Origin of the sequence: Pseudomonas sp. R-28-1W-6, from assembly GCF_009799925.1 — a bacterium.
Taxonomy (GTDB): Bacteria; Pseudomonadota; Gammaproteobacteria; order Pseudomonadales; family Pseudomonadaceae; genus Aquipseudomonas.
The window spans coordinates 369252-395807 of the sequence record NZ_WELK01000004.1; the positions used below are offsets into that span (position 1 = coordinate 369252).

Genomic DNA, 26556 nt, shown 5'->3' on the forward strand with positions numbered 1-26556 from the left:
GTGGAGAACTGAATGCTGCTCGATTTCAGCAGTCTGAGCGCACTGGAGGCCTATCGCTGGCTCGCGGCCACGGTCACGCCGCGGCCGATTGCCTGGGTTTCCAGCCTGTCCCGGGACGGCGTCAGCAACCTGGCGCCGTTCAGCTTCTTCCAGGTGATCAGCGACGACCCGCCGAGCCTGATGATCAATGTCGGCTCGCGCGACGACGGCAGTCTCAAGGACACCCTGCGCAATGTGCAGGACACCGGCGAACTGGTGATCCAGCTGGTGTCCTTCGCCCAGGCCGAGGCGATGAATGCCAGTGCCGCACAGCTGCCCCACGGCGTCAGCGAGTTCGAGCGCTGCGCCATCGCCAGCACGCCGTCGCAGCGAGTGCGCCCGCCGCGGGTGGCCGCGGCGCCGGTGGCCTTCGAATGCCGCCTGCTGGAGGTGCAGCCGTTCCCGCGGGCCACACCCAACTGCCACCTGATCTTCGTCGAGGTGCTGCTGGCACATATCGATGACGCCGTGCTCGGCGAGCAGGGGCGCATCGATCCGCAGCGCCTGGACCTGGTCGGCCGCCTGGGCGGCAGCCAGTATTGCCGCACCCGCGAGCTGTTCAGCCTGCAGCGGCCGGGCTAGCCCTCAGCCGAGCGATCGAGTCGGCGCAGCAGGTACTTCTCCAGTTCCACCAGGGCGCAGGTCAGCAGCGCCAGCACCAGGCAGGCCGCCCAGGCCTGCGGGGGCAGTGCCGTACTGGCGAACAGGTCCTGCAGCAACGGCCAGTGGGTGAAGCCCAGTTGCAGGCCCGCCAGCAGCAGCACCATGGCCCAGATCATCGGGTTGCCGCGCACCGCAAAGCTGGCCGGTGCGGCCAGGCTGCGGCTGCTGAACAGGTAGCCGATCTCGCAGGCGACGATCGCATTGACTGCCAGGGTCCGGCTGCTGTCCAGGCTCCAGCCCAGGTGCTGGCTGTAGAGGAAGCTGCCGAGACAGGCGGCGGTCATCAGCAGCGCGATGAACAGCGAGCGCCAGAGCAGCAGGGCGGTCAGCAAGGGCGTTGCCGGGTCTCTTGGCGGGCGGCGCATCACGTTGGGTTCGGCCGGCTCGAAGGCCAGGGCCAGGGCCAGGGTTACCGCGCTGATCATGTTGACCCAGAGAATCTGCAGGGGGGTGATTGGCAGCGTCAGGCCGAGCACGATGGCCGCCAGCAGCACCAGGGCCTCGCCGGCATTGGTCGGCAGGATGAACAGGATGGTCTTGCGCAGGTTGTCGTAGACCGTGCGACCTTCCCGCACGGCCCGGGTGATGGTGGCGAAGTTGTCATCGGCCAGGACCATTTCCGCCGCTTCCTTGGCCGCCTCCGTGCCCTTGATGCCCATGGCGATGCCGATGTCGGCGCGCTTCAGGGCCGGCGCATCATTGACCCCGTCGCCGGTCATGGCCACCCGGGCGCCGCAGGCCTGCAGGCGTTCCACCAGGCGCAGCTTGTGCGCCGGGCTGGTGCGGGCGAACACGCTGGTATGTGGCAGCAGGGCGTCCAGTTCGGCGTCAGCGAGCTGGTCCAGCTGGTTGCCGGTCAGTGGCTCGCCGCTCAGGCCGAGGCGTTGGGCGATGGCTGTGGCGGTGCCGGCATGGTCACCGGTGATCATCTTCACCGCGATGCCGGCGGCATGGCATTCGGCTACCGCGGCAATGGCTTCCTCGCGCGGCGGATCGAGCATGCCGACCAGGCCAAGCAGGATGAAGTCGCCCTCCAGATCCGCATAGCTGAGGGCCGGCTGCGGCGCCTGCAGGGGGCGCATGGCCAGGCCGAGCATGCGCAGGCCCTGGCTGGCGCCCTGTTCCAGCGCCTGGTGCCAGTGGCGTGGATTCAGCGGTTCGGGGTTGCCGTCACGCCACTGCTGGTTGCAGGCCTGCAGCAGCCGTTCCGGTGCCCCGACCAGGTAGATCAGGCCGTGCCCGCCATGGTCGTGGTGCAGGCTGGCGGTGCAGCGCAACTCGGCGCTGAAGGGGACGGCATCCTGGCGTGGCAAATGTTGGCGCTCATGCTCCGGGTGCAGGCCAAGCTTGCCCGCCAGGGTCAGCAAGGCGGCTTCGGTGGGGTCGCCGCTGATCTGCCAGGCCTGCTCGGCCTGGCTCAGGCTGGCGTTGTTGACCAGCAGCCCGGCGCGGGCCAGGGCGCGCAGATCATCGGCCTCGGCCAGGGCGCAGAGCTGCCCGTCATCGCAGAGCACGCTGCCATGCGGCGCATAGCCGACCCCTTCCACCTGATAACGGTGGGCGGTGGTGAACACCTGCTGCACGGTCATTTCATTGCGGGTCAGGGTGCCGGTCTTGTCCGAGCAGATCACCGAGACCGCGCCGAGGCTTTCCACCGCCGGCAGGCGGCGGATGATCGCCCGGTGCCTGGCCATCCGCTGCACGCCCAGCGCCAGCGTGATCGTCAGCACCGCCGGCAGGCCCTCGGGAATCGCCGCGACGGCCAGGCCGACGGCGGCCAGGAGCATCTCCGTGCTGCTGTAGCCGCGCAGGCCGACGCCAAAGGCGAAGGTCAGGAGGGCCAGGGCGAGAATGATCAGGGTCAGCAGGCGCGCGAAGCGGGCCATGTCGGCCAGCAGCGGGGTCTGCAGGCTGACCACCGAATCCAGCAGGTGGCTGATGCGTCCCAGCTCGGTCTGCTCGCCGGTGGCAACCACCACGGCGCTGGCATTGCCGGCACTGACCAGGGTGCCGGAGTAGGCCATGTTGCAGCGATCGCCCAGGCAGGCCGTGCTGGCGACAGGGGCGGTGTGCTTGTCCACCGGTAGCGATTCGCCGGTCAGCGCCGCTTCCTCGATGCGCAGTTCGCGGGCTTGGAGCAGGCGCATGTCGGCCGGCACGCGATCGCCGGCTTCCAGCAGCACCAGGTCGCCGGGGACCAGTTGTTCGGCGGGCAGCGTCTGCACGCTGCCGTCGCGGCGCACCCGGCAATCCAGGGTGAGCAACTGCTGGATGGCCAGCATCGCCTGTTGCGCCTTGCCCTCCTGGATGAAGCCGATCAGCGCGTTGATCAGCACCACGCCGAGGATCACCGCACTGTCCAGCCAGTGGCCGAGCGCCAGGGTGACCAGGGTGGCGCCCAGCAGCACGTAGATCAGCACGTTGTGGAACTGCAGGGCCAGGCGCTTGAGCGCCCCGGGACCCTGGCGCCGGGGCAACAGGTTGGGGCCATGGCGCACGAGCCGGGCCGTGGCTTGCGTGCGGCTCAGCCCCTCGGCGCCGACCTGCAGCTCGCGCAGGATCTGCTCGGCGCTCCGGGCGTGCCAGTCCGGCGGTGTGGGCGTTTGCATGGCGTGCATCCTTTCCGGGTTAGCGGCCAAGGGTAGGTGCTGCTGGCGGCGCCCGCGTTGGCCTGGATCAAGACTGCCGCCACAAGTTAGTGAGCAAAAATTACCATGGCCTATGCCGGGGCCTGGCGGCACAGTAGCATCGTGCGCCTGACAAGAAGGAGTGGCGCATGCGCACCAAGCTGGATGCCGTACTGCAGGCGGTGAACGAGATCGTGCTGGGCAAGGAACCGCAGGTACGCCTGGCCCTGACCTGCCTGCTGGCCCGCGGGCACCTGCTGATCGAGGACTTGCCGGGGATGGGCAAGACCACCCTGAGCCAGGCCCTGGCGCGCATCCTCGGCCTCAGCTATCAGCGCATCCAGTTCACTTCCGACCTGCTGCCCGGCGACATCCTCGGCACCTCGGTGTTCGACAAGAACAGCGGGCAGTTCACCTTCCACCCGGGGCCGATCTTCGCCGAGCTGGTGCTGGCCGACGAGATCAACCGCGCCACGCCGAAGAGCCAGAGCGCGCTGCTGGAGGCCATGGAGGAGGGCCAGGTGACCATCGAGGGCGCCACCCGGCCGCTGCCGGAACCCTTCTTCGTCATCGCCACGCAGAACCCGGTCAGTTCCGGCGGCACCTTCGCCTTGCCGGAATCGCAGCTGGACCGCTTCCTCATGCGCCTGTCCCTCGGCTACCCGGCCAAGGCCGCGGAAAAGGCCCTGCTGCTCGGCGAGACCCGCCGCGAGCTGCTGCCCAGGCTGCAACCCCTGCTCAACCATGCCGAACTGGCGGCGATCCAGGCCCTGATCCCCCAGGTGCGCGCCAGCGATGCGCTGGTCGACTATGTGCTGCGCCTGGTCGAGGCGACCCGCAGCGAGCCGCAGTTCGCCTGGGGCCTGTCGCCACGCGCCAGCCTGGCGCTGCTGGCCGCCGCGCGGGCCTGGGCCTTCCTGGCCAACCGCGACTACGTGATCCCGGAAGACGTGCAGGCGGTGCTGCCCTCGGTGGTCGGCCATCGCCTGCGCGAGCGCGCCGACCCCAGCGGCCACGGCGGTGGCTCGCTGGTGCAGTGGCTGTTGCGCGAGGTGCCGGCGGTTTGACCCTGCGCGAACGGGGCCGGGCCCGCTGGCGGCGCTGGATCGCCCGGCGCATTCCGCCGGCGGCCCAGGTGCAGCTCAACCAGCGGCGCATCTTCATCATGCCCAGCCGGGTCGGCGGCGCCTTCGGCCTGGCCCTGTTGCTGATGCTGCTGGCGGCGATCAACTACGAGAACAGCCTGGCCTATGGCCTGACCTTCATGCTGGCGGCGCTGTTCATCGTCGCCATCCTGCACACCTACCGTAATTTTTCCGGCCTGCTGCTCAAGGCCGGGGTCAGCGGTGCGGTGTTCGTCGGCGAGCAGGCGCGTTTTCGCGTGCGCCTGGAGAGCGTCGAGCACGCCCACCAGGCGGTGGCCCTGGGCTGGCCGCCGGCCGAGTTGCAGACCCTGGACATCCCGCCCCAGGGCCAGCGCGAATGCGAGCTGAGCCTGCCGGCCGAGCGCCGGGGCTGGCTGCACCCGCCGCGCATGCGGGTGGAAAGCCGCTTCCCGCTGGGCATCCTGGTGGCCTGGAGCTGGGTCGACCTGGATCAGGCGGTGCTGGTCTATCCGCGGCCGCTGCCGGGGGACCTGCCGCTGGCGGCCGGCCGTGGCCGCGAGGAGGACGACGAGGGCGTGCGCGCCAGCGGGCGCGGCGCCGACGACTACCAGGGCTTGAAAAGTTACCAGCCCGGCGACTCCAGGCGGCGCCTGCACTGGAAGGCCTATTCCCGTGGCCAGGGCCTGCTGGTCAAGGACTTTGCCGCGCTGGCCGGGCGTGACCTGTGGCTGGATTTCCTGGCCATCGGTGGCGACCCCGAGGCGCGCCTGGCACTGCTGTGCCACTGGGTGCTGCAGCTGGACGGCCGCCAGCAGGCCTATGGCCTGCGCCTGCCCGGCACGGAGCTGGCGCCGAACCAGGGCGATGCGCACCGCGAAGCCTGCCTGCGCGCCCTGGCGCTGTACGGGGTGGCGGCATGAGTGCTATCCAGCCGATCCCGCGCATTGCCCTGAGCTGGCTGCTGGTGGCCCAGGTGCTGGTGATCCTGCCGCACCTGCTGCACCTGCCGCCGTGGATCATCGGCCTGTGGCTGCTGTGTGCCGGCTGGCGCATCCAGGTATACCGCATGCGTGCCAATTACCCGGGCAGGCTGGTGCGGGTCGCGCTGCTGATCGGCACCGCCGCCGGCGTGTGGCTGTCGCGCGGCAGCCTGATCGGCCTGGATGCCGGGGTGCTGCTGCTGGTGGCGACCTTCATCCTCAAGCTGCTGGAGATGCGCAGCAAGCGCGATGCCCTGGTGCTGATCTTCCTCGGCTTCTTCGTGGTGGTCACCGCCTACCTGTTCGATGACAGCCTGCTGGCCGCGCTGTACAGCCTGCTGCCGGTCACCGCCTTGCTGGCGGCACTGATTGGCCTGCAGCACAGCGGCCTGGCCGTGCAGCCGCGAGCCACCCTGAAACTGGCGCTCGGCCTGCAGCTGCAGGCCTTGCCGCTGATGCTGCTGCTGTTCGTGTTTTTCCCGCGCCTGGGGCCGCTGTGGAGCCTGCCCAGCCCGAACAAGGGCTTCACCGGCCTGTCCGACAGCATGGCGCCGGCCGATATCGCCGAGCTCAGCCGTTCCGATGCCCTGGCGTTTCGCGCCAGCTTCAGCGGGGCGGTGCCGCCGCGCGGCGATCTGTACTGGCGGGCCCTGACCCTGGAGGACTTCGACGGCCGGCGCTGGTCGCAGTCGCCCGCGGCGCGCTTGCCGAACCCGGCCGAGTGGCGCCGGCAGGGCGCGGCGCTGGACTACAGCATCGTCATGCAGCCCAGCGGCAAGCCCTGGCTGTTTGCCCTGGATGTCGGCCAGAGCGACCTGCCCGGGGTGCGGCAGATGGGCGATTTCCGCCTGGAGAACGGGCAGCCGGTGCGGCAGAACCTGCTCTACCGGGTGCAGTCCTGGCCACAGGCGGTGCGCCAGCCCGAGCTGCCGCCGGCCGTGGCGCGGCGCACCCTGCAGCTGCCGGCCGGCGGCGACCCGCGTAGCCGGGCCTGGGCCGCGCAACTGCAGCGTCAGCACCCGCAACCGCAGGCCCTGGTCGGGGCGCTGCTGGAGCATTTCAACCGCGAACCCTATGGCTACACCCTCAAGCCGCCGCCGGTGGGGCAGGACAGCATCGACGAGTTTCTCTTCCGCACGCGCCAGGGTTTCTGCGCCCACTACGCCGGGGCGATGGTCTTCGTCCTGCGGGCGGCGGGGATTCCGGCCCGGGTGGTGGCCGGCTACCAGGGCGGCGAACTGAACCCGGCCGGCAACTACCTGTCGGTGCGCCAGTTCGATGCCCATGCCTGGGTCGAATACTGGCAGGCCGGCAAGGGCTGGGTCAGCGTCGATCCGACCTTCCAGGTGGCGCCCGAGCGCATCGAGCTGGGCCTGGAACAGGCGGTGGCCGGCGAGCAGAGCTTCCTCGAGGAGTCGCCGCTGTCGCTGCTGCGCTACCGGAATATCGGCTGGCTCAACCAGTTGCGCCTGAGCTGGGACAACCTCAACTATGGCTGGCAGCGCTGGGTGCTCGGCTACCGCGGCGAACAGCAGCTGCGCCTGCTGCAACGCTGGTTCGGCAGCCTCGACTGGCAGAACCTGGCGCTGGCCCTGGTCGGCGGTGGCGGCGGGGTGCTGGCCCTGGTGGCGCTGTGGCTGTTCAAGCCCTGGCGCCGCGAGCGAGACCCGCAGCAACGCCTGTTGCAGCGCTTCGATCGCCTGCTGGCGCGCCAGGGCGTGCGACGCGAGCGCGGCGAGGGCGTGCGCGCCTTTGCCGGTCGGGCGGCGCAGGCCCTGCCGGCCCAGGCGCGGGAAATTCTTGAGTTCGCCGAGGCCTTCGAGGCGCAGCGCTATGCCGGCCGGGAAGGTGCCCCGCAGCAGTTGCGCCAGGCCTTGCAGCGCCTGCGCCGGGCACTGCCCTGGCGCCGCGTAGCGAGTCGATGAACGGCGGCGTACGCATTTGTCTAGTTGAATGGCTGGCCACGGGCCACACTGAGTGGATGGTTAGCGCAGCGGTAAGCGATTGCAGGGAGACAAGCGGTGTCGGTAATGCTGAACGATTTGCAGGCCCAGGTCCTCGCCTTGGAGGTACGCCTGTATGCCTGCTGCGCCCGGCTGCAGGCACAGACCGATGCGGAGGCGCTGCACGACCTGCGCATCGCCTTGCGCAAGCTGCGTAGCCTGCTGCGCCCGTTGCGCCGCCAGGCGCCCTGCGCGCAGCTGGAGCAGGCCGCCGCGGCGCTGGGCCGGCTCAGCGGGCCGTGGCGCGATCTCGAGGTGCTGGCCGGCGAACTGCGCCAGCAGGGCCACCCGCTGCTGGCCCGGCGCCGCCAGGCGCCGCTGCTGCAGGGTTACCGGGACGTGCTCGGCAGTGAGGCGCTGCAGCAGCTGTTCGAGGCTCTCGACGACTGGCCGGCGAGCTGCCGCGAGATGGCGCAGGCCGGCCAGTGGCGCGGCGGCGGCAAGCGCATTCGCCGTCACCTGCGCGCCCAGGCCCGGCGTCTGGCCGAGGCGCTGCGCGATCCGGCGCATGACCGGCACCGCCTGCGCCTGCTGATCAAGCGCCTGCGCTACGGCGCCGAGGCCTATCCGCAGTATGCCGAGCTACCGGCCCAGGCCATCGCCGCCCTGCGCGGCGCGCAAAGCGCCCTGGGCGATTGGCATGACCACCTGCAGTGGCTGGCGCGGCTGCCGGCCGAGCCCGACCTGGCGCCCTGTGCCGCCGACTGGCAGCGGCGCCTGGAACGGGCCGAGGTGCAGGCCGACGTGGCGCTGCAGGCCTTGCTCGGCTACTTCCCCGTTGCGCCGAATGGCTGCTGATTTCTGCGCATAATTGTCGCCGGAGCCCCTCCCGCAGCGGGGGGCTTTTCTCCTAAGCTGCAGGGCAGACAACTGGAGACCGCTGCATGACCTTTGCCGAACTGATTCAGGCGGTGCACAACCGCCCGCAACACGTCGTAGTTCCGCCGCTCTGGGGCCAGGGTCGGGCCACCTTCGGCGGCCTGGTCGCGGCCATGCTGTTCGAGGCCATGCGGGTCAAGGTGCCGGCCGGGCGCCCGGTGCGTTCGCTGTCGATCACCTTTGTCGGGCCGTTGCTGATGGGCGAGCCGGCGGCCTTCGAGAGCGAAGTGCTGCGCGAAGGCAAGGCGGTCAGCCAGATGCTCGGCCGGGTGGTGCAGGCTGGCCAGGTCGTGGCGCTGATGCAGGGCAGCTTCGGCGCCTCGCGCGAGTCGGTGATCGACGTGCCGGCCGTGCCGGCGCCGGCGATGAAGCCGCTCGAGAAATGCCATGAGCTGCCCTATGTGGCCGGCGTCACCCCGGAATTCACCCGCTTCCTGGCCATGCGCTGGGGCCTCGGCGGCATGCCCTTCAGCGGCAACACCTCGCGGGAAATGGGCGGCTGGGTGCGCCTGCGAAGCGATGTGGCCTATGACAAGGTCACTGAGGCGCATCTGCTGGCCCTGGTCGATGCCTGGCCGCCGATCCCGCTGTCCCATCTGCGAGCGCCGGCCCCCGGCAGTTCGCTGACCTGGACCATCGAGTTCGTCCAGCCGGTGGCCAAGCTGACCACCCACGACTGGTGCCTGTACCGCGCCGAGATCGAGCACGCCCGCGACGGCTACGGGCACATTGCCGCCGGCCTGTGGAGCCCCGGCGGCGAGCTGCTGGCGCTGAGCCGGCAGACCGTCACGGTATTCGCCTGATCAGTCGGCCAGGCTCGGCAGGTTGAAGAAGGCCCGGGCGCTGGCGGTGGTGTGCGCCGCCAGCGTTGCCTGGCTTTCGCCGCGCTGCAGGGCCACTTCGCGCAGGACCTCGCCGAGAAAGGCCGGCTCGTTGTGCCCGCTCTTGGGTTTGGGCCGCAGGCTGCGCGGCAGCAGGTAGGGCGCGTCGCTCTCCAGCATCAGCCGTCCGGCCGGGATCTCGCGCACCAGCGCCTGCAGGTGGGTGCCGCGGCGCTCGTCGCAGATCCAGCCGGTGATGCCGATATGCAGGTCGAGGTCCAGGTAGCCGTACAGCGTGGCTTTCTCGCCGGTGAAGCAGTGCACCACCGCGGCCGGCAGGCGATCGCGGAACTCGCGCAGGATGGCGGTCAGCCGCTCGCCGGCCTCGCGCTCATGGAGGAACACCGGCCGTTGCAGCTCCACCGCCAGGGCCAGCTGTTCTTCCAGGGCCTTTTCCTGTTGCGGGCGCGGGGAGAAGTCGCGGTTGAAGTCCAGTCCGCATTCGCCCACCGCGCGCACCGGCGCCTGGCTCAGCAAGGCGCGCAACTGGCGGGCGCTGTCGCCGTTCCACTGGCTGGCATCGTGGGGGTGCACGCCGGCGGTGCTGAACAGGCGCTGGCCGCTGGCGTCCAGCTCGCTGCAGAAGGCCAGGGCCTGTTCGCTTTCCGCCAGGCTGGTGCCGGTCAGCACCAGCTGGCAGACGCCGGCCTCGCGTGCTCGGGCGAGTACCGCGTCACGCTGGCGGGCCAGGCTGGGATGGGTCAGATTGACGCCGATGTCGATGAGTTGCATGGTGCTACCTCCGGGCTGCGCCGGGCAGCATAACAGAGCTGCTTTGCTCGATAATAAAGTCAATAATTACATTGGGTTAGCTATGGTATTTCAAGTCGGTTACCAGCTTCGGCTAGCGCCACACGGTTGTCTGTGACAATCTCCGCGCCCCCGTGGCCCGGAACTCGCTGGCTCGCGGGAACTCTCAGTCGGCCCGGCGCCCCTCGCGCCAGGCTCAACCCGGAGGCCGGATGATCCGCGCGCTACTGTGCCTGCTCTGCCTGACCCTGCTGCCGTTGGCGGCCCAGGCGCGCCTGGCCGGGCCGCCGGAAGCCTGGCACGCCGAGCGGGCCGTGCGCGACCTGGCCGAGATCCGCAAGAGCGGCGAGCTGCGGGTGCTGGTGAATCAGAGCCGGCACAGCTCCGGGGAGATCAAGGGGCAGGTGATCGGCGTCGAGTATCACCGCCTGCGGGCCTTCGAGCAGTACCTCACGCGCAATGCCCGCGATGGCCGCAGCCTGCGCCTGAAAATCATCCCCAAGAGCAAGGAACAGCTGCTCGCCGCGTTGCACAAAGGCGAGGGCGACCTGGTGGCACCGGGCGAGCTGCTCGAGGCCCATACCGGTTCGAGCATCAGCGCCAGCGCGGCGATCCGCAGCAATGTCCCCCTGGTGATCGTCGGCAACCGCGGCAACCGGCATTACCGCAAGCTCGAGGACATGGCCGGGCGCACCCTGACCCTGCCGGTGGGCAGCGCCGCCGGCGAAGCCCTGAAGGCCGTCAACCGGCGCTTGGCCGAGCGCAGGCAGCCGCCGATCCAGATCGAGTGGGCCGATTCCAGCCTGGCCGTCGAGGACGTGCTGGAGATGGTCCAGGCCGGTATCTATCCCTGGACTGCGGTGGAGCAGCCGATTGCCGAACGCTGGCTCAAGGTCATGCCGCGCCTGCGCATCGAGCGGCATCTGGTGGTCGGCCAGGACAGCGACATGAGCTGGTTCGTGCGCCGCGATGCGCCGATGCTGCGCGCCAGCATTGACCGTTTCCTCGCCGACTACCGCGCGCCGGCCGACCAGGATGCGGCGTTCCAGCGGGTCTACCGGCGCCTGTACAAGGTGCGCAACCCCTTGGCCCGCACCGATCGCCAGCGCCTGGAAAAGGTGCGCCAGGTGCTGCAGAAGCATGCCCGCCAGCAGGACCTGGACTGGCTGCAACTGGCCGCCGTGGCCTACAAGGAGTCCACCCTCAATCCCGCCGCGCGGGGAGCCTCCGGGGCGACCGGGCTGATGCAGGTGACGCCTGCCGCCGCGCGCAGCGTAGGGGTCGGCAATATCCATGGGCTGGACAGCAATGTGCAGGCGGCGGCCCGCTACATGGCGCGGATTCGCCGCGAGTTCTTCGCCAGCCGGCAGATCGCCGAGGAAGAGCGCATGGCCTTCGTCCTGGCGGCCTACAACATGGGCCCGCAGCGGGTGCAAGGCCTGCGCGCGGAGGCCAGGCGGCGCGGCCTGAACCCCAACCGCTGGTTCTTCCAGGTGGAGCGCATCGCCATGGAGCAGGTGGGCATGGGCGTGGTCACCTATGTCAACAGCGTGAACAAGTACTACCTGGCCTACGACCGGGAACGTGATCTGCTGGAACCGCAGGGAAGTGCCGTGAGTGCGCGAGACTGATCGATTAAATAGATGTTTAATAGCGTAAATTTACACTTTTAAAATCGATAAACTAGTCTAATCTATCTCTCAACACGCAATCACTCTCACTCCCCACCCGACAGGATGTACGCCATGAATGCACTGATCAAAACCGCTCTCTCCACCCAGGCCGGCTACGGCATCACCCTGCTGCGGGTCGTCACCGGCCTGACCTTTGCCGCCCATGGCGCGCAGAAACTGTTCGGCTGGTTTGGCGGCTATGGCCTGGCCGGCGTCGCCCAGTGGATGGAAAGCATCGGCATCACCCCCGGCTACCTGATGGCGGCCCTGGCCGGCAGTGCCGAGTTCTTCGGTGGCCTGGCCCTGGTCATCGGCCTGCTGGTGCGTCCGGCGGCGGCGGCCCTGCTGGTCGTGTCGCTGGTGGCGATGTTCAGCGTGCACTGGGTCAATGGCTTCTTCATCACCGCCAACGGCTACGAATATGCCCTGATGCTCGGGGTGATCAGCCTGGCGCTGATCCTCGAAGGCGCCGGCAAGCTGTCCCTGGATCGCCGCATCGCCGGCTGAATGCCCTGGCAATCCATGAACGAGGCCCGCTGATGCGGGCCTCGTGCGTTGTGGCGGTCCGCTTCCTCTCGCTCAAGGCGTCTGCGCGCGGGCGGCGGCCAGTTCCTCGACGGCTGCCAGGCGCAGGCGTTCCTGGGGTGCGAAGCGTTCTTCGGCCAGGCTGGCGATGGCCGCCGCCTTGTCGCTCTGGCTGAGGCCGTGGTTGCTCTCGATGCGGGCCTTCTCCTGGCGATACTGGTCGAGGCGCTGGGCCCACTGCTGGCGCCGCTGGTCGAGGGCCTCCAGGCGCGCGGTGGCCTCGGCACCGACCAGCTGCAGGCGCAACTGCTGGATCTGCGCCGGGCTGGCGCCTTCGGCCTGCAGGGCGGCGGTCTGGGTACGCAGTTCGTTCTGCAGCTGCGGCACGATCAGTTCCTGCAGTTGCTCCGGCAGGCTGCTGCGCAGCTGGTCGAGGGCCGCCGCCTTCTGCGTGTCGCTCAGGCTCGGGTCGTGGCGGATGCTCAGGCGTTGCAGGGTGAACTGGTTGTAGGCCTCTTCGTTGGCGAAGAATACCTGGTGCACCTCGGCGCTGAAGATCGCGGCGCGCAGGGCCTGCACGGCCTGCTCGCGCTGGCGCATGGCGTCCAGGCTGGCCAGTTGCGGCAGGTCGCGCTCCAGGCTGAGCAGTTGCTCCTTGTACTGCAGGTACTGGGCGAGCAGCGCCAGGGCCTGTCCTTCGGCGGGTTGTGCAAGCTGGCTGCGGATGTAGGCCTGCAGGCGCTGGATGCTCCGGGCCAGCGACTCTTCGCCGAGGGTGCTCAGGAAGTAGTCGAAGATGCGCCGGATATCCTCGCTGATCAGCAGATTGCCGGCGCTGTCGAGGCGGAACCGGCCATCCACCGCGGTACCGGCCAGTGAGCCTGGCAGGGCGGCGGGGCTGGCGCTGGATACGGGGCCGGCGGCCGCGGCGGCACTGTTCGGCGGTGACGGGTGCTGGTCGCTGGCGGGTTGATTGTCCGGCGGCGCCAGGGGGGCGGCGCTCGGCTGGGCATCGAGGGGGTTGAGCTGGAACGTCAGGGCCACGCTGGCGCCGATCAACAGCGGCAGGGCCAGAAGCAGTTTTCGATTCACGGCGATACTCGTAGCGGGCAACCGTAGGGGGCCCGCAGGCCCCGGCAGGTGGATTACAGACCGGCGTTTTTCAGGCGGTTGGCGTGCTGGCGGTAGACGGTGACCGGATCGGTCTCGAACAGGCTGGTGAGGCCGAAGGTCTGGTTGACCTCGTCGAGGTGGTTCATCCGGTAGTTGTCGCGGATCACCTTGCCCATGTGCGAGCTGCAGGTGCCGACCAGGCCGTCGTTGGCCTCGTCGAAGGTCAGCGCGGAGGCGCCCATCAGCAGGTCGCTGATATCGAAGAGGTTGGTCAGCGGGCTGCTGCCGCTCCAGGAGTAGTAGCTGACGCCGTTGACCTTGTAGGCGCCTTCGCCGCAGGCACTGGTCGGGATGGCCTGGGGGTACTTGGCATTGAAGGCCGCCGCGCCTTCGCTGTTCAGCGACTCCAGGGCGCCCAGGGCGTTCTGCGGGCTGGTGCTGGAGCTGCCGGAGAGGAAGTTGATCAGCGCGCCGAGGCCGTTGACGATGCCGGCGACGATGGCCTCGCCGGCCGAACCGGGTGGGATCTGGCGAATGAAGTCGGCGGTATCGGAGCCCTTGTGCGGTGCGCCGACGCTGGTGGCCGAGGCGATCAGGTCCGGGCGCACGGCGGCGACGTAGCGAATGGTCGGGCCGCCGTGGCTGTGGCCGATCAGGTTGACCTTGCCTTTGCCGCTGATGGCGGCGATCTCTTCGACCTGCTCCAGCAGTTCTTCGCCGCGCAGCTCGGAGGTGTTCAGCTGGCTGACTTCGGTGATGTAGACGCTGGCGCCATCGGAGCGCAGGGCCGAGGGAATGCCGTACCAGTAGTCGATGCCGAGGATGCTGTCGAAGCCCAGCATGCCGTGGGCCAGGACCACCGGATACTTGGTCTGGGTGTAGCCGGTGGAGCCGAACAGGCCGGCCTCGGCCTGGCCGCAGAGGAGGATTCCGCTGCCGAGGCAGAGGGCGAGCAGAGTCTTCTTATTATTCATTGGATGCTCTCGATGGGTGGGTTGGGCGTTGTCCATGCGTTCGGCCAGCACTGCCCATCCCGGGCAGGCACGGCGGCCTGCCCTGAGAGGGCAGGAAATGTGCCAAACAGGTGATTTTTAGAGCGAAGGCTCTAAACGGCCGTTTACAAAATCAGGCTACTATTTCGCGTCTTTTCTGCGGCTCGGCGAGGTGTTACCTGGGGAAACGCGCAGGGGGCAATCCCTGGTCCCAGGCCCTAGGGCCGCAGCAACCAGTCGCCGAGCACCTGGTAGTCCTGCCCCGTAGCTTGTTGCCGGGAGCCCAGCAGGGCAAAGCGGGTGACCCGCCAGGTGAAGGTGCGGGCTTCGCTGTTTGCCGGCAGCCGGCTATGCCGGGCCAGCGTCAGGTGCGGGTGGTAGGGGCGGGTATCGGCTGCCACGCCGGCTTCGCTCAGGGCCTGCAGCAGGCCTTGTTGCAGCGCCAGCAGCTCATCCGGCACCTGGCGCGGGGTCAGCAGCACCAGGCCACCGCGGCGGCAGCGCAACTGGTCGAGGCACAGGGTGAAGGGCCGGCCGCGCAGGTTGGCGGCGATGCCGGTGAGCAGTGCCAGGTTGCTGCCGGGCTGGGTGCCGAGGAAGACCAGGGTCAGGTGCAGGTCGTCGGGCGCAACCATGCGCCCCGACAGGGCCAGGCCGCCGCGCCAGCTTGCCAGGCGCTGGCGCAGCGCGCCCGGCAGGGTCAGGGCGAAGAACAGGCGTCCATTCGCCTCGGTTTGCCTCGACACATCCGCCTCCTGGCCTGCAACCGGCTTGACAGGGCGGTGCCGGCATTTTTAGGATGACCGCCATGGCGCCGATTTAAGAGCAACTTGCGGGGCGCCGCCCGGTTGGGCGAATACCGCTAAAGCGCTGGCCGGTGTCGCCTCCCACCGCAGTCCGGCGGGATTACGAGGCTGAGACTGCATCCATGAATTGCCCGCGCCCCCATTTGTATTTTTCCTCCCTGCCGCGCACTGCGGTCAACCGCCATCCGCATGTGCTGCTGGTCGGTACTCATCAGCCGCGCCTGCTCAAGAGCCTCGAAGGCTGGCCCAAGCACTGGCCGGGGGCGCGCAACTTCCTGATCCGTTTCGCTGCTCCGCGCGCCGAGGCGCTGGCCCAGTTGCCCAGCAATGGCTTCGATCTGGTGGTGGTTGGCGGCGAAGCACAGCCGGTCGATGCCGAGCTGATCGAGCAGTTGGTGCGGGTCGCCCGCCAGGGCCTGATCAGCCTGCGCTGAGCCGCAAGCGGCTGCTGAGCCCGATTGGCCAGCCTTCGGCTGTTACCGCGTTGCAACGCAGCATGGCCGAGGCGCAGCAGACTTTGAACCGGTTCTAAGGGTAGTCGATGGCGGTGATGTAGAAGGTCTGCTCGCCGCCCGGCGCCTGCACCCGCACTTCGGCGTCGAGGGCCTTGCCCACCAGGGCCCGAGCCAGGGGCGAGTCGATGCTGATCAGGCCGAGCCGCAGGTCCAGCTCGTCGGGGCCGACGATGCGATAGCGGGTTTCCCTGCCGTCCTCGTCCTCCAGGGTCACCCAGGCGCCGAAATACACCTTGTGCGGATCGGCCGGGTGGCTGTCGACCACCTTCAGGCTTTCCAGGCGCTTGGTGAGAAAGCGCACGCGGCTGTCGATTTCGCGCAGCATCTTCTTGCCGTAGGTGTATTCGGCATTTTCCGAGCGATCGCCCTGGGCGGCGGCCTCGCTGACCGACTGGGTCACCTGCGGGCGGCGTACATGCCAGAGCTCGTGCAGTTCGGCGCGCAGGCGGGCCTCGCCTTCGGGGGTGATCAGCGGGGTGCCGGCGGAGCGGGGCGGACGATAACGGCTCATGGTGCTCGGGTATCGGAAAGAAGGCGCGAGTTTACCAAGCTCAGGCCTCGCGCAGCACGGCCAGCGGGCTGGCGTTCAGGGCGCGGCGGGTGCCGAGCATGCCGGCGCCCCCCACCAGCAACGCGCCGATCAGCGGCAGCAGCAACAGCCAGGGGTGCGGCTGCCACGGCAGGTCGAGGGCAAAGCGGTACAGTAAAAAGCTCACCAGCTCGCAGCCGATGGCCGCCAGCACGCCACTGGCGGCGCCGAGCAGGCCGAACTCGCTGCGCCGCGCGGCCAGCAGCAGGCGTCGCTCGGCGCCGAGGGCGCGCAACAGTGCGCCTTGGCGGATGCGCTCATCCAGGGTCGCCTGCAGGCCGGCGAAGAGCACGGTCAGGCCGGCGGCCAGGACGAACAGCAGCACGTACTCCACGGCCAGGGTGACCTGGGCGAGGATGCTGCGCAGCTGGGCCAGCAGGGCCTCGACCTGCAGCAGGGTGACCGCCGGGAAAGCCCGCGCCAGCTCGACCAGCTGGCGCTCGCTATTGGGCGGCAGGTAGAAGCTGGTCAGGTAGGTCGCCGGCAGGTCCTGCAGGGTTCCGGGCGCGAAGATCATGTAGAAGTTCGGCTGGAAGCTGTCCCACTGCACCTTGCGCAGGCTGCTGACCCTGGCCTGGCGCTGCAGGCCGCCGACGCTGAAGGTCAGCACGTCGTCCAGCTGCAGGTGCAGGCTCTCGGCCAGTTCGGCCTCCACCGAGACCCCGGGCAGCGCGTCGCTCGGCTGCGCTTGCCACCACTGGCCGGCCTGCAGCTCATTGCCCGCCGGCAACTCGCTGGACCAGGTCAGGCTGAGGTCGCGGCGCACCGCTCGGTCGCCGGCGCTGTCCTTGCTGACGATCCGTTTCACCGGCTCGCCATTGATCAGGGTCAGGCGCCCGGCGACGATGGGGTAGAGCGGTGCCGGCTGTGGCGACAAGGCGGCGAGGCGGGCGGCGAAGGCCTGCTGCTCGGCCGGAAGGATATTCAGGGCGAAGTGGTTGGGGGCCTGTGCCGGCAGCTGGTCCTGCCAGGTGTCGAGCAGTTCGCCCCGCAGCAGGGCGATCAGGGCCATGGCCAGGAGGATCAGGCCGAACGCCAGGGCCTGCCCGGCGGCGGCCAGCGGGTGGCGCAGCAGTTGGCCCAGGCCCAGGCGCCAGGGCAGCGAGGCGCGGGCCAGCAGGTGGCGCAGGCTGCGCAGCCCGAGCAGCAGCAGGCCGCCAAGCAGCAGGGTGGCGAGCAGGCCGCCGCCGAGCAGGGCCAGGGTCAGCGCCAGGTCCAGGCTCAGCCGCCACATGATCAGGCCCAGGGCCAGCAGGGCGGCGCCGTAGACCAGCCAGGAGCTGGGCGGTACCGGCAGCAGGTCGCGGCGCAGTACCCGCAGCGGCGGTACGCGGCCCAGTGCGGCCAGCGGCGGCAGGGCGAAACCGGCCAGGGCCACCAGGCCGGTGGCGACCCCGGCCAGCGCCGGCCAGAGGTTGCCGGGAGGCACGCCGGCGGGGAGCAGGCCGTGCAGCAGCTTGAACAGGATCAGCTGGCCCGCCCAGCCCAGCAGGGCGCCGAGCACGCTGGCCAGCAGGCCGAGCATGGCCAGCTGCAGGGCGAACAGGCTCAGCGCCTCGCGGCGCGAGAGGCCCAGGCAGCGCAGCAGGGCGCTGTTGTCGAAGCGGCGGGCGGCGAAGCGTGCCGCCGAAAGCGCCACCGCCACACCGGAGAGCAGCACGGCGGCCAGGCTGGCCAGGTTGAGGTAGCGCTCGGCGCGGCCGAGGGCGCCGCCGATCTGGCGGTTGCCGGAGCGGGCGTCTTCCAGGCGCTGGTGCGCGGCCAGGGTCGGCTTGACACTGCTGCGGTAGCGGCTCAGGGCCTGGCTGTCGCCGCGCCACAGCTCGCGGTAGCGCACCCGGCTGCCGGGCTGGACCACGCCGGTGGCCGCCAGGTCATCGAGGTGCATGAGCACGCGCGGGGTCAGGCTGTAGAAGTCGCCCGCGCGATCCGGTTCGTAGGTCAGGACCCGGGTCAGGCGCAGCTGCAGGTTGCCGACTTCGATCGACTGGCCGATCCGCAGGTCGAGCGCGGCGAACAGGCGTGCTTCGGCCCAGGCCTCGCCGGGGCCGGGACCGCTGCCGGGTTGCTCGGCCTGGTAGGGGGCGGGCGCGCTCTTCAGCTCACCGCGCAGGGGATAGCCGCTGCCGGCCGCCTTGACGCTGGCCAGCTGGATGCCGGCGTCGGTGGCGATCACGCTGCTGAATTCGACCACTTGGACGTGCTCCAGGCCCTGCTGGCGGCCGCTGGCGAGCTGCTCGGCGCTGGCCGGTGAGCTGCCGGACAGGACCAGGTCGGCGCCGAGGAATTCGGTGGCGCGCAGCAGCATGGCGGCGTTCAGCCGCGCACTGAAATAGCCGATGGCGGTGCTGGCGGCCACGGCCACCAGCAGGGCGAAGAACAGCACGCGCAGTTCGCCGGCGCGGGCGTCCCGGCGCAGCTGGCGGGTTGCCAGGGAGAGTCGGCGGGTTAGCGGCAGGGCGCGCATCAGGGCTCCAGGTTGTCGACCCGCAGGCCGCCTTCCAGACGAATCAGGCGGCGGCAGCGGTGGGCCAGGCGCTCGTCATGGGTGACCAGGACCAGGGTGGTGCCGCGTTCCTGGTTCAGCTCGAACAGCAGGTCGCTGATCCGCTCGCCGGTATGGCTGTCGAGGTTGCCGGTGGGTTCGTCGGCGAACAGCACCGCCGGCTCGGCGGCGAAGGCGCGGGCGATGGCGACGCGTTGCTGCTCGCCACCGGAAAGCTGGCGCGGGGTATGGTTCAGGCGCTGGCCGAGGCCGACCCGCTCGAGCAGCCCGCGGGCCCGTTCGCGGGCGTCGCGGCGGCCGTCCAGCTCCAGCGGCAGCATGACGTTTTCCAGGGCGTTGAGGTTGTCGAGCAACTGGAAGGACTGGAACACGAAGCCGACGTGTTCGGCGCGCACGCGGGCGCGCTGGTCCTCGTCGAGGGCGGTGAGGGTGTGCCCGGCCAGCTGCACTTCGCCGCTGCTGGGCAGGTCCAGGCCGGCCAGCAGGCCGAGCAGGGTGGATTTGCCCGAGCCGGAGCTGCCGACTATGGCCAGGCTGTCGCCGGCGCCGAGCTCGAAACTGAGGTCGTGGAGGATGCTCAGCGCGCCTTCCGTGCTGGGAACCACTTTGCTAAGGTGCCGCGCAGTAAGAATGCTTGCGCTCATGGAGAGTCCGATGCGTGCGTGGTGGGTAAGCGGTGCCGTGGCACTACTGATGTGGGCTCAGGGCGCGCTGGCCGGCAACGTGCTGGTCGTCGGCGATAGTATCAGCGCCGCTTTTGGCCTGGATACCCGCGTGGGTTGGGTCGCCCTGCTGGAAAAGCGCCTGGTCGAGGGTGGTTACAGCCAGCCGGTGATCAATGCCTCGATCAGTGGCGACACCAGTGCCGGCGGCCTGGCGCGGCTGCCCGCGCTGCTTGCGCAGCATCGCCCGGAGCTGGTGATCATCGAGCTGGGCGGCAACGATGGCCTGCGCGGCCAGGCACCGGCGCAATTGCAACAGAATCTTGCGGCGATGATCGATCGCTCCCGCGAGGCCGGCGCCAAGGTCCTGCTGCTCGGCATGCAGTTGCCGCCGAACTACGGCCAGCGCTACACCCGCGCCTTCGCCGAGGTCTATGTCCAGCTGGCGGAGCAGAAGCAGGTGCCCCTGGTGCCGTTCTTCCTGCAGGGGGTCGGCGGGGTGGCCGGCATGGTCCAGGACGACGGCATCCATCCGACCCAGGCGGCCCAGCCACGGTTGTTGGATAACGTCTGGCCAATCTTGCAAGCCATGCTCTGAGCCTTCCCCGCCTGCAGCCTTTCGGCTATCTTGGCGACCCGCTTTCGGAGCACCCCATGCCGCGCCTCGCCTGGTCCCTGCATGCCTACCAACTGATCGTGCCGGACGAACAGCTCGACCTGTTCGCCTGCCGCGAGGCGCGCGTGCACCTGGTCGCCCGGCAGCTGGAACTGCACGGCTTCGCCGACCGCACGCTGTGCGGCGGCCTGCTCCCGGCCTTGCCGGTGATGCGGGCGGTGGAGCAGGCCAGTTTGCGCGACAAGCGCCTGTGCCAGGCCTGCAAGGCCGTGCTGCAGGCTCAGCGGCGCGGCGAGCGGTCCGTCTGGCCGGACGCCTGAGCCCTCCCTACGGGCGCGGTGTCGGTGTACAATTCCGAGTCTATCAATCAGCCATTCAAGCCAAGGATTTCCGGATGTTGTCGCGCGTTCCAGCCGTCGCCCGCTCCCTGACTCTCGCCAGCCTCTGCGCGGCGGGGCCCGTAGCAGCCCTGGAGCTGCCTCTTCCCGCTCCCGGTGACGACATCGTCGGCCAGGTGCAGGTGATCAAGGCCAAGTACGAAGACACCTTCGCCGATATCGGTGTGGCCAACGACCTGGGTTACCTGGAAATGGTGGTGGCCAACCCGGGCGTCGACCCGTGGCTGCCGGGCGAGGGCGCCGAAATCGTCCTGCCGACCCGCTTCATCCTGCCGCCCGGCCCGCGCGAGGGCATCGTGATCAACCTCGCCGAGTACCGCATGTATTACTTCCCGAAGGGGCAGAATGTGGTGCACACCTTCCCCCTGGGGATCGGTCGCGAAGGCTGGGGCTCGCCCATCGCGCACACCACCATCACCGGCAAGACACCGAATCCGGGCTGGTCGCCGCCCGCTTCGATCCGCGCCGAGCATGCCGCCGACGGCGATCCGCTGCCGACCTATGTGCCGCCGGGGCCGAACAATCCGCTGGGGCCGTTCAAGTTCACCCTGGGCACCCCAGGCTACCTGATTCATGGTTCGAACAAGAAGTTCGGCATCGGCATGCGGGTCAGCCATGGCTGCTTCCGCATGCTCAACCACAACGTGCTGGAACTGGCCAAGATGGCGCCGGTGGGCACTTCGGTGCGTATCGTCAACGAGCCCTACAAGTTCGGCGTGAGCAACGGCAAGGTCTATCTCGAGGCCCATGCGCCGCTGGACGATCATGGCGAGCCTTCGGTGGTCGACAAGCACACGGCCGTGATCAATGCCCTGCTCAAGCGTGACGAGATGGCCGGCCAGATGCATCTGGACTGGGAAGTGGTACGCGAAGTGGTGGCGGCCGAGGACGGCATGCCCATCGAGATCGCCGAGCCGCAGCCGGGCGCCGTGGCCAGCACCGGCGCTCCGGTGGAGCTGTGATGCGCGGCTGAACCGGCTGCAAACAACCCGTCCGGCGCGCTGCGCTCGACGGGTTTTTAGTGCCTGTAAAAACTGCAGGCAATAAAAAAGCCGACCTGAAACCAGGTCGGCTTCTAAAGCCTTGGCAAGTATTACTTGCGGCTGGCTTTTTCCAGCATACGCAGAGCGCGCTCGTTGGCTTCGTCAGCGGTCAGCTGAGCCTTCTGAGCAGCGGCCAGAGCGTCGTCGGCCTTGCGGTAAGCTTCGTCAGCACGAGCTTGAGCGCGGGCAGCGGCGTCTTCGGTAGCGGTCAGACGGGCTTCGGTTTCTTTGGACATGCTGCTGCAACCGGTAGCCAGAACTGCTGCCAGAGTCAGAGCAGAGAATTTCAGAACGTTGTTCATCGTGTTCCCCTTAAGGTGGACTTTCCATAAAAGCAACTTCCCAACACTGGGAAATTAGCCGGGCTACATAGTACCCATTACGTGTAGTAAGTAAACTGACGTTGCGCAAGCGTGGCGCTTTTTTTTCATCTGAGCCCCACGCAGATTATTTTTTGTTTAAAAAACATACAGATCTGACGATTAGCGGCGACTCGCCCGCGACACAAAGGTGTGCGTCGGCGTGGCTGGCAGGCGGCCGGCCTGATAGCATCCGGGCTGGCTTTCGGGGTGGATGTTGCCCCGCGATACTTCAAGGATGTGGGTATGTCGAAACTTGTTAAATGGGCCGTGTTGGGCATTCTGGCAATTGCGCTACTTATCAAGGCGTCGCTGTGGGTGTCCGTGCGCTCGATCATGGACGATGCCGTCGAGCAACTATCGCCGTTCATGAACGTGAGTTATTCGGGGATTACCTCCTCGTTCGATGGCCGTGTCGGGGTCAGCGGGATCAAGGTGCAGGTGCCGCTGTTGAATGATCAGTTCCGCATCGAACATGCCGAGCTGAAGTTCAAGGGGCTGATGGACTTGCTGCGCTTCAAGGAACGCCTGGCCGAAGGCAAGTTTCCCGAGCAGATGGCCGTCAACATCAAGGGCTTGCAGCTGGACGTGCACGGGCCGCTCATGGCGCAGTTGAGCGAGCAACCAGACGAGTCGTCCCTGTATGACGCCTGGTCGCAAGTGGCCTGCGGCAGCACCCGCGTGATCGGCCCGGATGACTTGCTGGAGATGGGCTACCGGACCCTGGAGACGGATGCGCAGTTTTCCTACCTGTATCAGCCTGGCGCGCAGAACCTGACTTTCAACCTGACCGCCGATACGCGTGACATGGGCGAGTATCGCGTCAGCTTCGCCCTGGCCAACATGTCGGAAAAACCCGGTGATCTGCGGGTCAACCCGCCACGCCTGGCCGGGGTGACGGTGGAACTCAACGACAACCAGTATCTGCGCAAAGTGCAGGGCTACTGTGCCGGCAAGCTCGGCCAAGATGCGCCAGCCTACCTGCAGACTTCGCTGGAACAGCTCGACCGTTCGCTGCGCGCGCAGCGCATCGCGCTCGCCCCGCAGTTGCTCGAAGCACTGGGGCACTATTATAAAGATCCCCAGGCACTGCGCTTGGAGTTGGCCCCCAGCGAAGGCATGGCATGGGATGGCCTGCAGTTCTTCGAGGCCAAGGATGTGCTGGCCATGCTGCGACCGGTGTTGCTGATCAACCAGCAGGCCGTGCAGAACCTGGCCTTCACCTGGGTGGATCCAGACGCGGCTCCCGTCCCGGAACTCGATGAGCTGGTGCGGGCGCCCGAAGCCGAGCAGGTGAAGCGTTCGCCGCAGTATGATTTCGTCACGGTCGCCAGCCTGCCCGAGCACGCCGGCAAGCGACTACAGTTCATTACCTATGATGGGACCTACTATCAGGGCATATTGCGCAAGGTAGCGAACGGCAAGGCTTTCCTGAGTGTTCAGTTTGGCAGTGGTTCGGCAGAGATGTTTCTCAGCCTGGAAAAGATCGATAAGGTAAGGGTTCTGTTCTAGAACCCTAGAGGAGTGGAAATGAGCGAAGGGTTGTCCATCCACCATGACCAGGCTGGTCATCAGTTTGAGGCCGTCATCGATGGCCATCGGGCATATCTGGCCTATATGGATCTGGGCAAGCAGACCCTGGATATCTACCGCACCTTTGTGCCGAACCCCTTGCGTGGCCGCGGTATCGCCGCGGCGCTCACCGAGCAGGCCCTGGAGTATGCGCACAGCATGGGCTATACGGTGATTCCGTCCTGCTCGTACGTCGAGCGCTATCTGGAGCGCCGCCAGCGCAACCACTAATAGGCCGCACCAATGAAAACGCCGGGCAGATGCCCGGCGTTTTCATTGCGGCTGCGTTCAGCCGCGCTGGCGTTTCGGCAGCACATCCTTGAGCTTGGCGTGCATGCTGCGCAGGGTCTTCTCGGTGGTGTCCCAGTCGATGCAGGCATCGGTGATGGAAACCCCGTACTGGAGGTCGCAGAGGTTCTTCGGGATCGACTGGCTGCCCCAGCCCAGGTGGCTTTCCACCATCAGGCCGACGATCGAGTGGTTGCCCTCGAGAATCTGGTTGGCCACGTTCTCCATCACCAGCGGCTGCAGGGCCGGGTCCTTGTTGGAGTTGGCATGGCTGCAGTCGACCATGATGTTGGGCTTGATCTTGGCCTTGGCCAGTTCCTGCTCGCAGATGGCGACGCTCACCGAGTCGTAGTTCGGCTTGCCGTTGCCGCCGCGCAGCACCACGTGGCCGTAGGCATTGCCCTTGGTGGTGACGATGGAGACGCCGCCTTCCTGGTTGATGCCGAGGAAACGGTGCGGGCTGGACACCGACTGCAGCGCGTTGATCGCCACGGTCAGGCCGCCGTCGGTGCCGTTCTTGAAGCCGACCGCGGAGGACAGGCCGGAGGCCATCTCGCGGTGGGTCTGCGATTCGGTGGTGCGCGCGCCGATGGCCGACCAGCTGATCAGGTCCTGCAGGTACTGCGGGGAGATCGGGTCGAGGGCTTCGGTGGCGGTCGGCAGGCCCATTTCGGCCAGGTCGCGCAGGAGCTGGCGGCCGATGTGCAGGCCGTCCTGGATCTTGAACGAGTCATCCAGGTAGGGGTCGTTGATCAGGCCTTTCCAGCCGACCGTGGTGCGCGGCTTCTCGAAATACACGCGCATGATCAGGAACAGGCTGTCCGAGACTTCCGCGGCCAGGGCCTTGAGGCGCTCGGCGTACTCGTGGGCGGCCTTGATGTCGTGGATGGAGCAGGGGCCGACCACCACGAACAGGCGGTGGTCCTTGCCATCGAGAATATTGCGCACCACTTCGCGACCGTGGGTGACGGTGCGCTGGGCGGCGGCGGTGAGCGGGATTTCGCGCTTGAGCTGCGCCGGAGTGATCAGGGTTTCGTTGGAGGCAACGTTAAGATCGTCGATCGGTAAATCAGCCATCGTGTTACTCATCAGGTCACGGGTGCCGGGCGCCAGAGGCACAGCGAATCATGGGCGCAGCGGGGAAGCGGAACCTTAGCGCGTAACGGGCGGGCTCGACAATGGGCGCGGCTGCTAAAACCCGCGCGATGCTGCGAAAGTCCTAGGCCAGGCTGGCGCTGGAGAACTCCGCGGCATGCAGGGCGATCCACTCGCGGGCGACGGCCTCGACGGGGACCGCTTCGCCCAGCTCCAGCTCACGCTGGTGGCGATAGTGCTCGATCTGGCAGACCTGCTCGACCATGCGGGCGCGAAACAGGGTGTCTTCGTCGATGAAGGCGATGCCCACCAGATAGTCGTCGGTCTGCTTGCGGCACCAGGCGACGACGCCGGGATAGCGTGCCTGATCGCCCAGCAGGGGAATGCGCAACTCGACCGCGGTGCCTTTGCGAAAACCCTTGCTGGAATTGCATGCCACCCCGCCGAGACTGATATTGTTCAGCCTTTGTCGCGGTAGGAACGCCTGTCTGCGTAGAACCAGTTCGACTGGCATGTCGCTGGGATGACGCAAGAAATGACGCATTTTGACTACTCCGGATGCCACTTATTTGACATCGCACATGAACAGTATAGTGCCCGCTCTGGAGTTGACCGACTTCGATGCCGAGCAACGCTTGTTGCACCTGGGCGGCACGTCCCTGCTCATATTTACCAGCACAGGTTGTGCCAGTTGCCGCTGGGCGCGCCAGACGCTTCCCGGGCTGGCGCTGGACGTGGCGCGGCTGTGCTGGGTGGATGGCGGCAATAATGGTGGCCTGGTGCGGCGCTACGACGTGTTTCACCTGCCCAGCCTGTTCCTGGTTCGCGATGGCCGGTTTTTTGGCGAGCTGCACTGCCGCCTGACGGGGCCGGAAATAAACAGGGCTGTACTGCATGCGCTACAGCTCGAACCCGAGGAGTTACCCTGATGCAAGACTGCAAGCGCCCGCGTATCGGCATCATCGGCACCGGTGCGATTGGCGGCTTCTACGGCCTGATGCTGGCCCGGGCCGGCTTCGAGGTGCATTTCCTGCTGCGCAGCGACTATGCCGCGGTGGCCGAACACGGCTTGCGGGTGAACAGCGCTGTATATGGCACGTTACAGCTGTCGCGCCTGCACGCCTGGCAACGCGTCGAGCAGATGCCTGCCTGTGACTGGCTGCTGGTCGGCAGCAAGACCACCGGCAATGCCGAGCTGGCGCCGCTGATCGGCCAGTTGGCGGCGCCCGGCGCTAGAGTCGTGCTGCTGCAGAATGGCCTGGCCGTCGAGGAGCGCCTGCGCCCCTTGCTGCCGGACGGCCTGCACCTGCTCGGCGGGCTCTGTTTCATCTGTGTAAATCGCTCGGCTGCCGGGGTGATCGAACATCAGGCGCTGGGGGCGGTGAACCTGGGCTACCACTCGGGGCCGTGCAGCAGCGAAGCGCAGGGCCAGGCGATTGCCGAGGAGGGCGCCGCGCTGTTTCGTGCGGCAGGCCTGGAGTCCACGGCGATGGCCAACCTGCAGCAGGCGCGCTGGCAGAAACTGGTGTGGAACGTGCCATACAACGGCCTCGCGGTGCTGCTCAATGCCGGCACCCGCCGCCTGATGGGCAATGCCGAGAGCCGCGCGCTGATCCACGCCATCATGCTCGAAGTGGTCGAGGGCGCCGCCGCCTGCGGCCATGCGCTGCCTGCAGGCTATGCCGAACAACTGCTGGCGGTAACCGACGGCATGCCCGATTATCTGCCGAGCATGTACAACGACTTCGCGCTGCAGCGCCCGCTGGAGCTCGAGGCCATCTATGCGGCACCGCTGGCGGCCGCGAGTGAGGCGGGATGCGAGTTGCCGAAGATGCGCATGCTGCATCAGGCACTGTGCTTTCTGGAGAGAGGCTGA

At 67.9% G+C, this 26556-nt stretch carries 27 protein-coding genes; 16 read left to right on the top strand and 11 right to left on the bottom strand.

Annotated elements, in window-relative coordinates; all coding sequences use genetic code 11:
• The first annotated feature begins 12 nt into the window (after window positions 1-12).
• Entirely contained in the window at window positions 13-621 is a 609-nt protein-coding gene (locus F3I62_RS11505) for a flavin reductase family protein (RefSeq protein ID WP_160489768.1), read from the top strand.
• On the opposite strand, the gene F3I62_RS11510 is transcribed toward F3I62_RS11505, so the two are convergent.
• Window positions 618-3311, bottom strand: coding sequence for an HAD-IC family P-type ATPase (locus F3I62_RS11510; protein ID WP_160489769.1), 2694 nt, complete (start codon window positions 3309-3311; stop codon window positions 618-620). The two genes, F3I62_RS11505 and F3I62_RS11510, sit on opposite strands and share 4 nt — an antisense overlap.
• 167 nt (window positions 3312-3478) lie before the next feature.
• Between F3I62_RS11510 and F3I62_RS11515 the strand changes: the two genes are divergently transcribed.
• From F3I62_RS11515 to F3I62_RS11535, 5 genes are all read left to right on the top strand, one after another.
• Window positions 3479-4396 (top strand): MoxR family ATPase, encoded by a 918-nt coding sequence (locus F3I62_RS11515; RefSeq protein WP_160489770.1) that lies wholly within the window; start codon window positions 3479-3481, stop codon window positions 4394-4396.
• Between the two features lie 2 nt (window positions 4397-4398).
• Window positions 4399-5355, top strand: coding sequence for a DUF58 domain-containing protein (locus F3I62_RS11520; protein ID WP_256667747.1), 957 nt, complete (start codon window positions 4399-4401; stop codon window positions 5353-5355).
• The gene (locus tag F3I62_RS11525; RefSeq protein WP_160489771.1) at window positions 5352-7340 is read left to right on the top strand and encodes a DUF3488 and DUF4129 domain-containing transglutaminase family protein; all 1989 of its coding nucleotides are present in this window, start codon (window positions 5352-5354) and stop codon (window positions 7338-7340) included. The genes F3I62_RS11520 and F3I62_RS11525 overlap by 4 nt, the downstream gene beginning before the upstream one ends.
• A gap of 96 nt (window positions 7341-7436) precedes the next feature.
• The gene (locus F3I62_RS11530) at window positions 7437-8216 is read left to right on the top strand and encodes a CHAD domain-containing protein (protein WP_160489772.1); all 780 of its coding nucleotides are present in this window, start codon (window positions 7437-7439) and stop codon (window positions 8214-8216) included.
• An 86-nt stretch (window positions 8217-8302) separates the two neighbouring features.
• Entirely contained in the window at window positions 8303-9100 is a 798-nt protein-coding gene (locus F3I62_RS11535) for an acyl-CoA thioesterase II (protein WP_160489773.1), read from the top strand.
• On the opposite strand, the gene F3I62_RS11540 is transcribed toward F3I62_RS11535, so the two are convergent.
• Window positions 9101-9910, bottom strand: coding sequence for a TatD family hydrolase (locus tag F3I62_RS11540; protein WP_160489774.1), 810 nt, complete (start codon window positions 9908-9910; stop codon window positions 9101-9103). It abuts the gene before it with no gap.
• 230 nt (window positions 9911-10140) lie between these two features.
• Between F3I62_RS11540 and F3I62_RS11545 the strand changes: the two genes are divergently transcribed.
• Entirely contained in the window at window positions 10141-11559 is a 1419-nt protein-coding gene (locus F3I62_RS11545; protein ID WP_160489775.1) for a transglycosylase SLT domain-containing protein, read from the top strand.
• 114 nt (window positions 11560-11673) lie between these two features.
• Complete coding sequence (locus F3I62_RS11550) at window positions 11674-12108, top strand: DoxX family protein (protein ID WP_160080333.1); 435 nt, start codon at window positions 11674-11676, stop codon at window positions 12106-12108.
• Window positions 12109-12180: 72 nt separating this feature from the next.
• On the opposite strand, the gene F3I62_RS11555 is transcribed toward F3I62_RS11550, so the two are convergent.
• The 3 genes from F3I62_RS11555 to thpR form a co-directional block, all read right to left on the bottom strand.
• Window positions 12181-13218, bottom strand: a complete 1038-nt coding sequence (locus F3I62_RS11555) for a lipase secretion chaperone (protein ID WP_178122511.1) — start codon at window positions 13216-13218, stop codon at window positions 12181-12183.
• Window positions 13219-13271: 53 nt separating this feature from the next.
• Entirely contained in the window at window positions 13272-14213 is a 942-nt protein-coding gene (locus F3I62_RS11560; protein WP_160489776.1) for a triacylglycerol lipase, read from the bottom strand.
• Between the two features lie 236 nt (window positions 14214-14449).
• Complete coding sequence (gene thpR / locus F3I62_RS11565; RefSeq protein ID WP_160489777.1) at window positions 14450-14977, bottom strand: RNA 2',3'-cyclic phosphodiesterase; 528 nt, start codon at window positions 14975-14977, stop codon at window positions 14450-14452.
• 182 nt (window positions 14978-15159) lie between these two features.
• Between thpR and F3I62_RS11570 the strand changes: the two genes are divergently transcribed.
• Entirely contained in the window at window positions 15160-15471 is a 312-nt protein-coding gene (locus F3I62_RS11570) for a class I SAM-dependent methyltransferase (protein WP_160489778.1), read from the top strand.
• Window positions 15472-15565: 94 nt separating this feature from the next.
• Here F3I62_RS11570 and greB read toward each other — a convergent pair whose 3' ends face one another.
• The 3 genes from greB to F3I62_RS11585 are packed head-to-tail and all read right to left on the bottom strand — an operon-like array spanning window position 15566 to window position 19291.
• Complete coding sequence (gene greB, locus F3I62_RS11575; protein ID WP_160489779.1) at window positions 15566-16063, bottom strand: transcription elongation factor GreB; 498 nt, start codon at window positions 16061-16063, stop codon at window positions 15566-15568.
• Between the two features lie 40 nt (window positions 16064-16103).
• A complete protein-coding gene (locus tag F3I62_RS11580) occupies window positions 16104-18608 on the bottom strand; it encodes an ABC transporter permease (RefSeq protein ID WP_160489780.1) in 2505 nt (834 codons plus the stop codon).
• On the bottom strand, window positions 18608-19291 hold the full coding sequence (locus tag F3I62_RS11585; protein WP_160489781.1) for an ABC transporter ATP-binding protein: 684 nt from the start codon (window positions 19289-19291) through the stop codon (window positions 18608-18610). The genes F3I62_RS11580 and F3I62_RS11585 overlap by 1 nt, the downstream gene beginning before the upstream one ends.
• 10 nt (window positions 19292-19301) lie before the next feature.
• Between F3I62_RS11585 and F3I62_RS11590 the strand changes: the two genes are divergently transcribed.
• The 3 genes from F3I62_RS11590 to F3I62_RS11600 all read left to right on the top strand — a co-directional run bounded on the left by F3I62_RS11590 (window position 19302) and on the right by F3I62_RS11600 (window position 21285).
• Entirely contained in the window at window positions 19302-19907 is a 606-nt protein-coding gene (locus F3I62_RS11590; protein WP_160489782.1) for an arylesterase, read from the top strand.
• Between the two features lie 56 nt (window positions 19908-19963).
• Complete coding sequence (locus F3I62_RS11595; protein ID WP_160489783.1) at window positions 19964-20245, top strand: hypothetical protein; 282 nt, start codon at window positions 19964-19966, stop codon at window positions 20243-20245.
• A 74-nt stretch (window positions 20246-20319) separates the two neighbouring features.
• Complete coding sequence (locus tag F3I62_RS11600; protein ID WP_160489784.1) at window positions 20320-21285, top strand: L,D-transpeptidase family protein; 966 nt, start codon at window positions 20320-20322, stop codon at window positions 21283-21285.
• Between the two features lie 131 nt (window positions 21286-21416).
• On the opposite strand, the gene F3I62_RS11605 is transcribed toward F3I62_RS11600, so the two are convergent.
• The gene (locus F3I62_RS11605) at window positions 21417-21668 is read right to left on the bottom strand and encodes an Lpp/OprI family alanine-zipper lipoprotein (RefSeq protein WP_160080353.1); all 252 of its coding nucleotides are present in this window, start codon (window positions 21666-21668) and stop codon (window positions 21417-21419) included.
• A gap of 303 nt (window positions 21669-21971) precedes the next feature.
• Here F3I62_RS11605 and F3I62_RS11610 point away from each other — a divergent pair, with 303 nt between their 5' ends.
• The gene (locus tag F3I62_RS11610) at window positions 21972-23237 is read left to right on the top strand and encodes a hypothetical protein (protein ID WP_160489785.1); all 1266 of its coding nucleotides are present in this window, start codon (window positions 21972-21974) and stop codon (window positions 23235-23237) included.
• Window positions 23238-23255: 18 nt separating this feature from the next.
• Window positions 23256-23528, top strand: a complete 273-nt coding sequence (locus F3I62_RS11615; RefSeq protein WP_160080357.1) for a GNAT family N-acetyltransferase — start codon at window positions 23256-23258, stop codon at window positions 23526-23528.
• Between the two features lie 57 nt (window positions 23529-23585).
• On the opposite strand, the gene F3I62_RS11620 is transcribed toward F3I62_RS11615, so the two are convergent.
• Entirely contained in the window at window positions 23586-24662 is a 1077-nt protein-coding gene (locus tag F3I62_RS11620) for a 3-deoxy-7-phosphoheptulonate synthase (protein WP_160489786.1), read from the bottom strand.
• A 142-nt stretch (window positions 24663-24804) separates the two neighbouring features.
• Window positions 24805-25224, bottom strand: a complete 420-nt coding sequence (locus F3I62_RS11625) for a PilZ domain-containing protein (RefSeq protein WP_160489787.1) — start codon at window positions 25222-25224, stop codon at window positions 24805-24807.
• A gap of 37 nt (window positions 25225-25261) precedes the next feature.
• On the opposite strand from F3I62_RS11625, the gene F3I62_RS11630 reads away from it, so the two are divergent.
• Together F3I62_RS11630 and F3I62_RS11635 are read left to right on the top strand one after the other, a co-directional pair.
• Entirely contained in the window at window positions 25262-25609 is a 348-nt protein-coding gene (locus F3I62_RS11630) for a thioredoxin family protein (RefSeq protein ID WP_160489788.1), read from the top strand.
• Window positions 25609-26556 (top strand): putative 2-dehydropantoate 2-reductase, encoded by a 948-nt coding sequence (locus F3I62_RS11635; protein ID WP_160489789.1) that lies wholly within the window; start codon window positions 25609-25611, stop codon window positions 26554-26556. Before F3I62_RS11630 ends, F3I62_RS11635 begins: the two co-directional genes overlap by 1 nt.

Coding starts and splice junctions, on each gene's coding strand:
- F3I62_RS11590 (WP_160489782.1), top strand. CDS start 19,302: ATGCGTGCGTGGTGGGTAAGCGGTGCCGTGGCACTACTGATGTGGGCT.
- F3I62_RS11550 (WP_160080333.1), top strand. CDS start 11,674: ATGAATGCACTGATCAAAACCGCTCTCTCCACCCAGGCCGGCTACGGC.
- greB (WP_160489779.1), bottom strand. CDS start 16,063: ATGAGCCGTTATCGTCCGCCCCGCTCCGCCGGCACCCCGCTGATCACC.
- F3I62_RS11600 (WP_160489784.1), top strand. CDS start 20,320: ATGTTGTCGCGCGTTCCAGCCGTCGCCCGCTCCCTGACTCTCGCCAGC.
- F3I62_RS11570 (WP_160489778.1), top strand. CDS start 15,160: ATGAATTGCCCGCGCCCCCATTTGTATTTTTCCTCCCTGCCGCGCACT.
- F3I62_RS11615 (WP_160080357.1), top strand. CDS start 23,256: ATGAGCGAAGGGTTGTCCATCCACCATGACCAGGCTGGTCATCAGTTT.
- F3I62_RS11625 (WP_160489787.1), bottom strand. CDS start 25,224: ATGCGTCATTTCTTGCGTCATCCCAGCGACATGCCAGTCGAACTGGTT.
- F3I62_RS11610 (WP_160489785.1), top strand. CDS start 21,972: ATGTCGAAACTTGTTAAATGGGCCGTGTTGGGCATTCTGGCAATTGCG.
- F3I62_RS11605 (WP_160080353.1), bottom strand. CDS start 21,668: ATGAACAACGTTCTGAAATTCTCTGCTCTGACTCTGGCAGCAGTTCTG.
- F3I62_RS11595 (WP_160489783.1), top strand. CDS start 19,964: ATGCCGCGCCTCGCCTGGTCCCTGCATGCCTACCAACTGATCGTGCCG.
- F3I62_RS11515 (WP_160489770.1), top strand. CDS start 3,479: ATGCGCACCAAGCTGGATGCCGTACTGCAGGCGGTGAACGAGATCGTG.
- F3I62_RS11505 (WP_160489768.1), top strand. CDS start 13: ATGCTGCTCGATTTCAGCAGTCTGAGCGCACTGGAGGCCTATCGCTGG.
- F3I62_RS11620 (WP_160489786.1), bottom strand. CDS start 24,662: ATGGCTGATTTACCGATCGACGATCTTAACGTTGCCTCCAACGAAACC.
- F3I62_RS11525 (WP_160489771.1), top strand. CDS start 5,352: ATGAGTGCTATCCAGCCGATCCCGCGCATTGCCCTGAGCTGGCTGCTG.
- F3I62_RS11630 (WP_160489788.1), top strand. CDS start 25,262: ATGAACAGTATAGTGCCCGCTCTGGAGTTGACCGACTTCGATGCCGAG.
- F3I62_RS11560 (WP_160489776.1), bottom strand. CDS start 14,213: ATGAATAATAAGAAGACTCTGCTCGCCCTCTGCCTCGGCAGCGGAATC.
- F3I62_RS11580 (WP_160489780.1), bottom strand. CDS start 18,608: ATGCGCGCCCTGCCGCTAACCCGCCGACTCTCCCTGGCAACCCGCCAG.
- F3I62_RS11545 (WP_160489775.1), top strand. CDS start 10,141: ATGATCCGCGCGCTACTGTGCCTGCTCTGCCTGACCCTGCTGCCGTTG.
- F3I62_RS11540 (WP_160489774.1), bottom strand. CDS start 9,910: ATGCAACTCATCGACATCGGCGTCAATCTGACCCATCCCAGCCTGGCC.
- F3I62_RS11535 (WP_160489773.1), top strand. CDS start 8,303: ATGACCTTTGCCGAACTGATTCAGGCGGTGCACAACCGCCCGCAACAC.
- F3I62_RS11510 (WP_160489769.1), bottom strand. CDS start 3,311: ATGCAAACGCCCACACCGCCGGACTGGCACGCCCGGAGCGCCGAGCAG.
- F3I62_RS11635 (WP_160489789.1), top strand. CDS start 25,609: ATGCAAGACTGCAAGCGCCCGCGTATCGGCATCATCGGCACCGGTGCG.
- F3I62_RS11585 (WP_160489781.1), bottom strand. CDS start 19,291: ATGAGCGCAAGCATTCTTACTGCGCGGCACCTTAGCAAAGTGGTTCCC.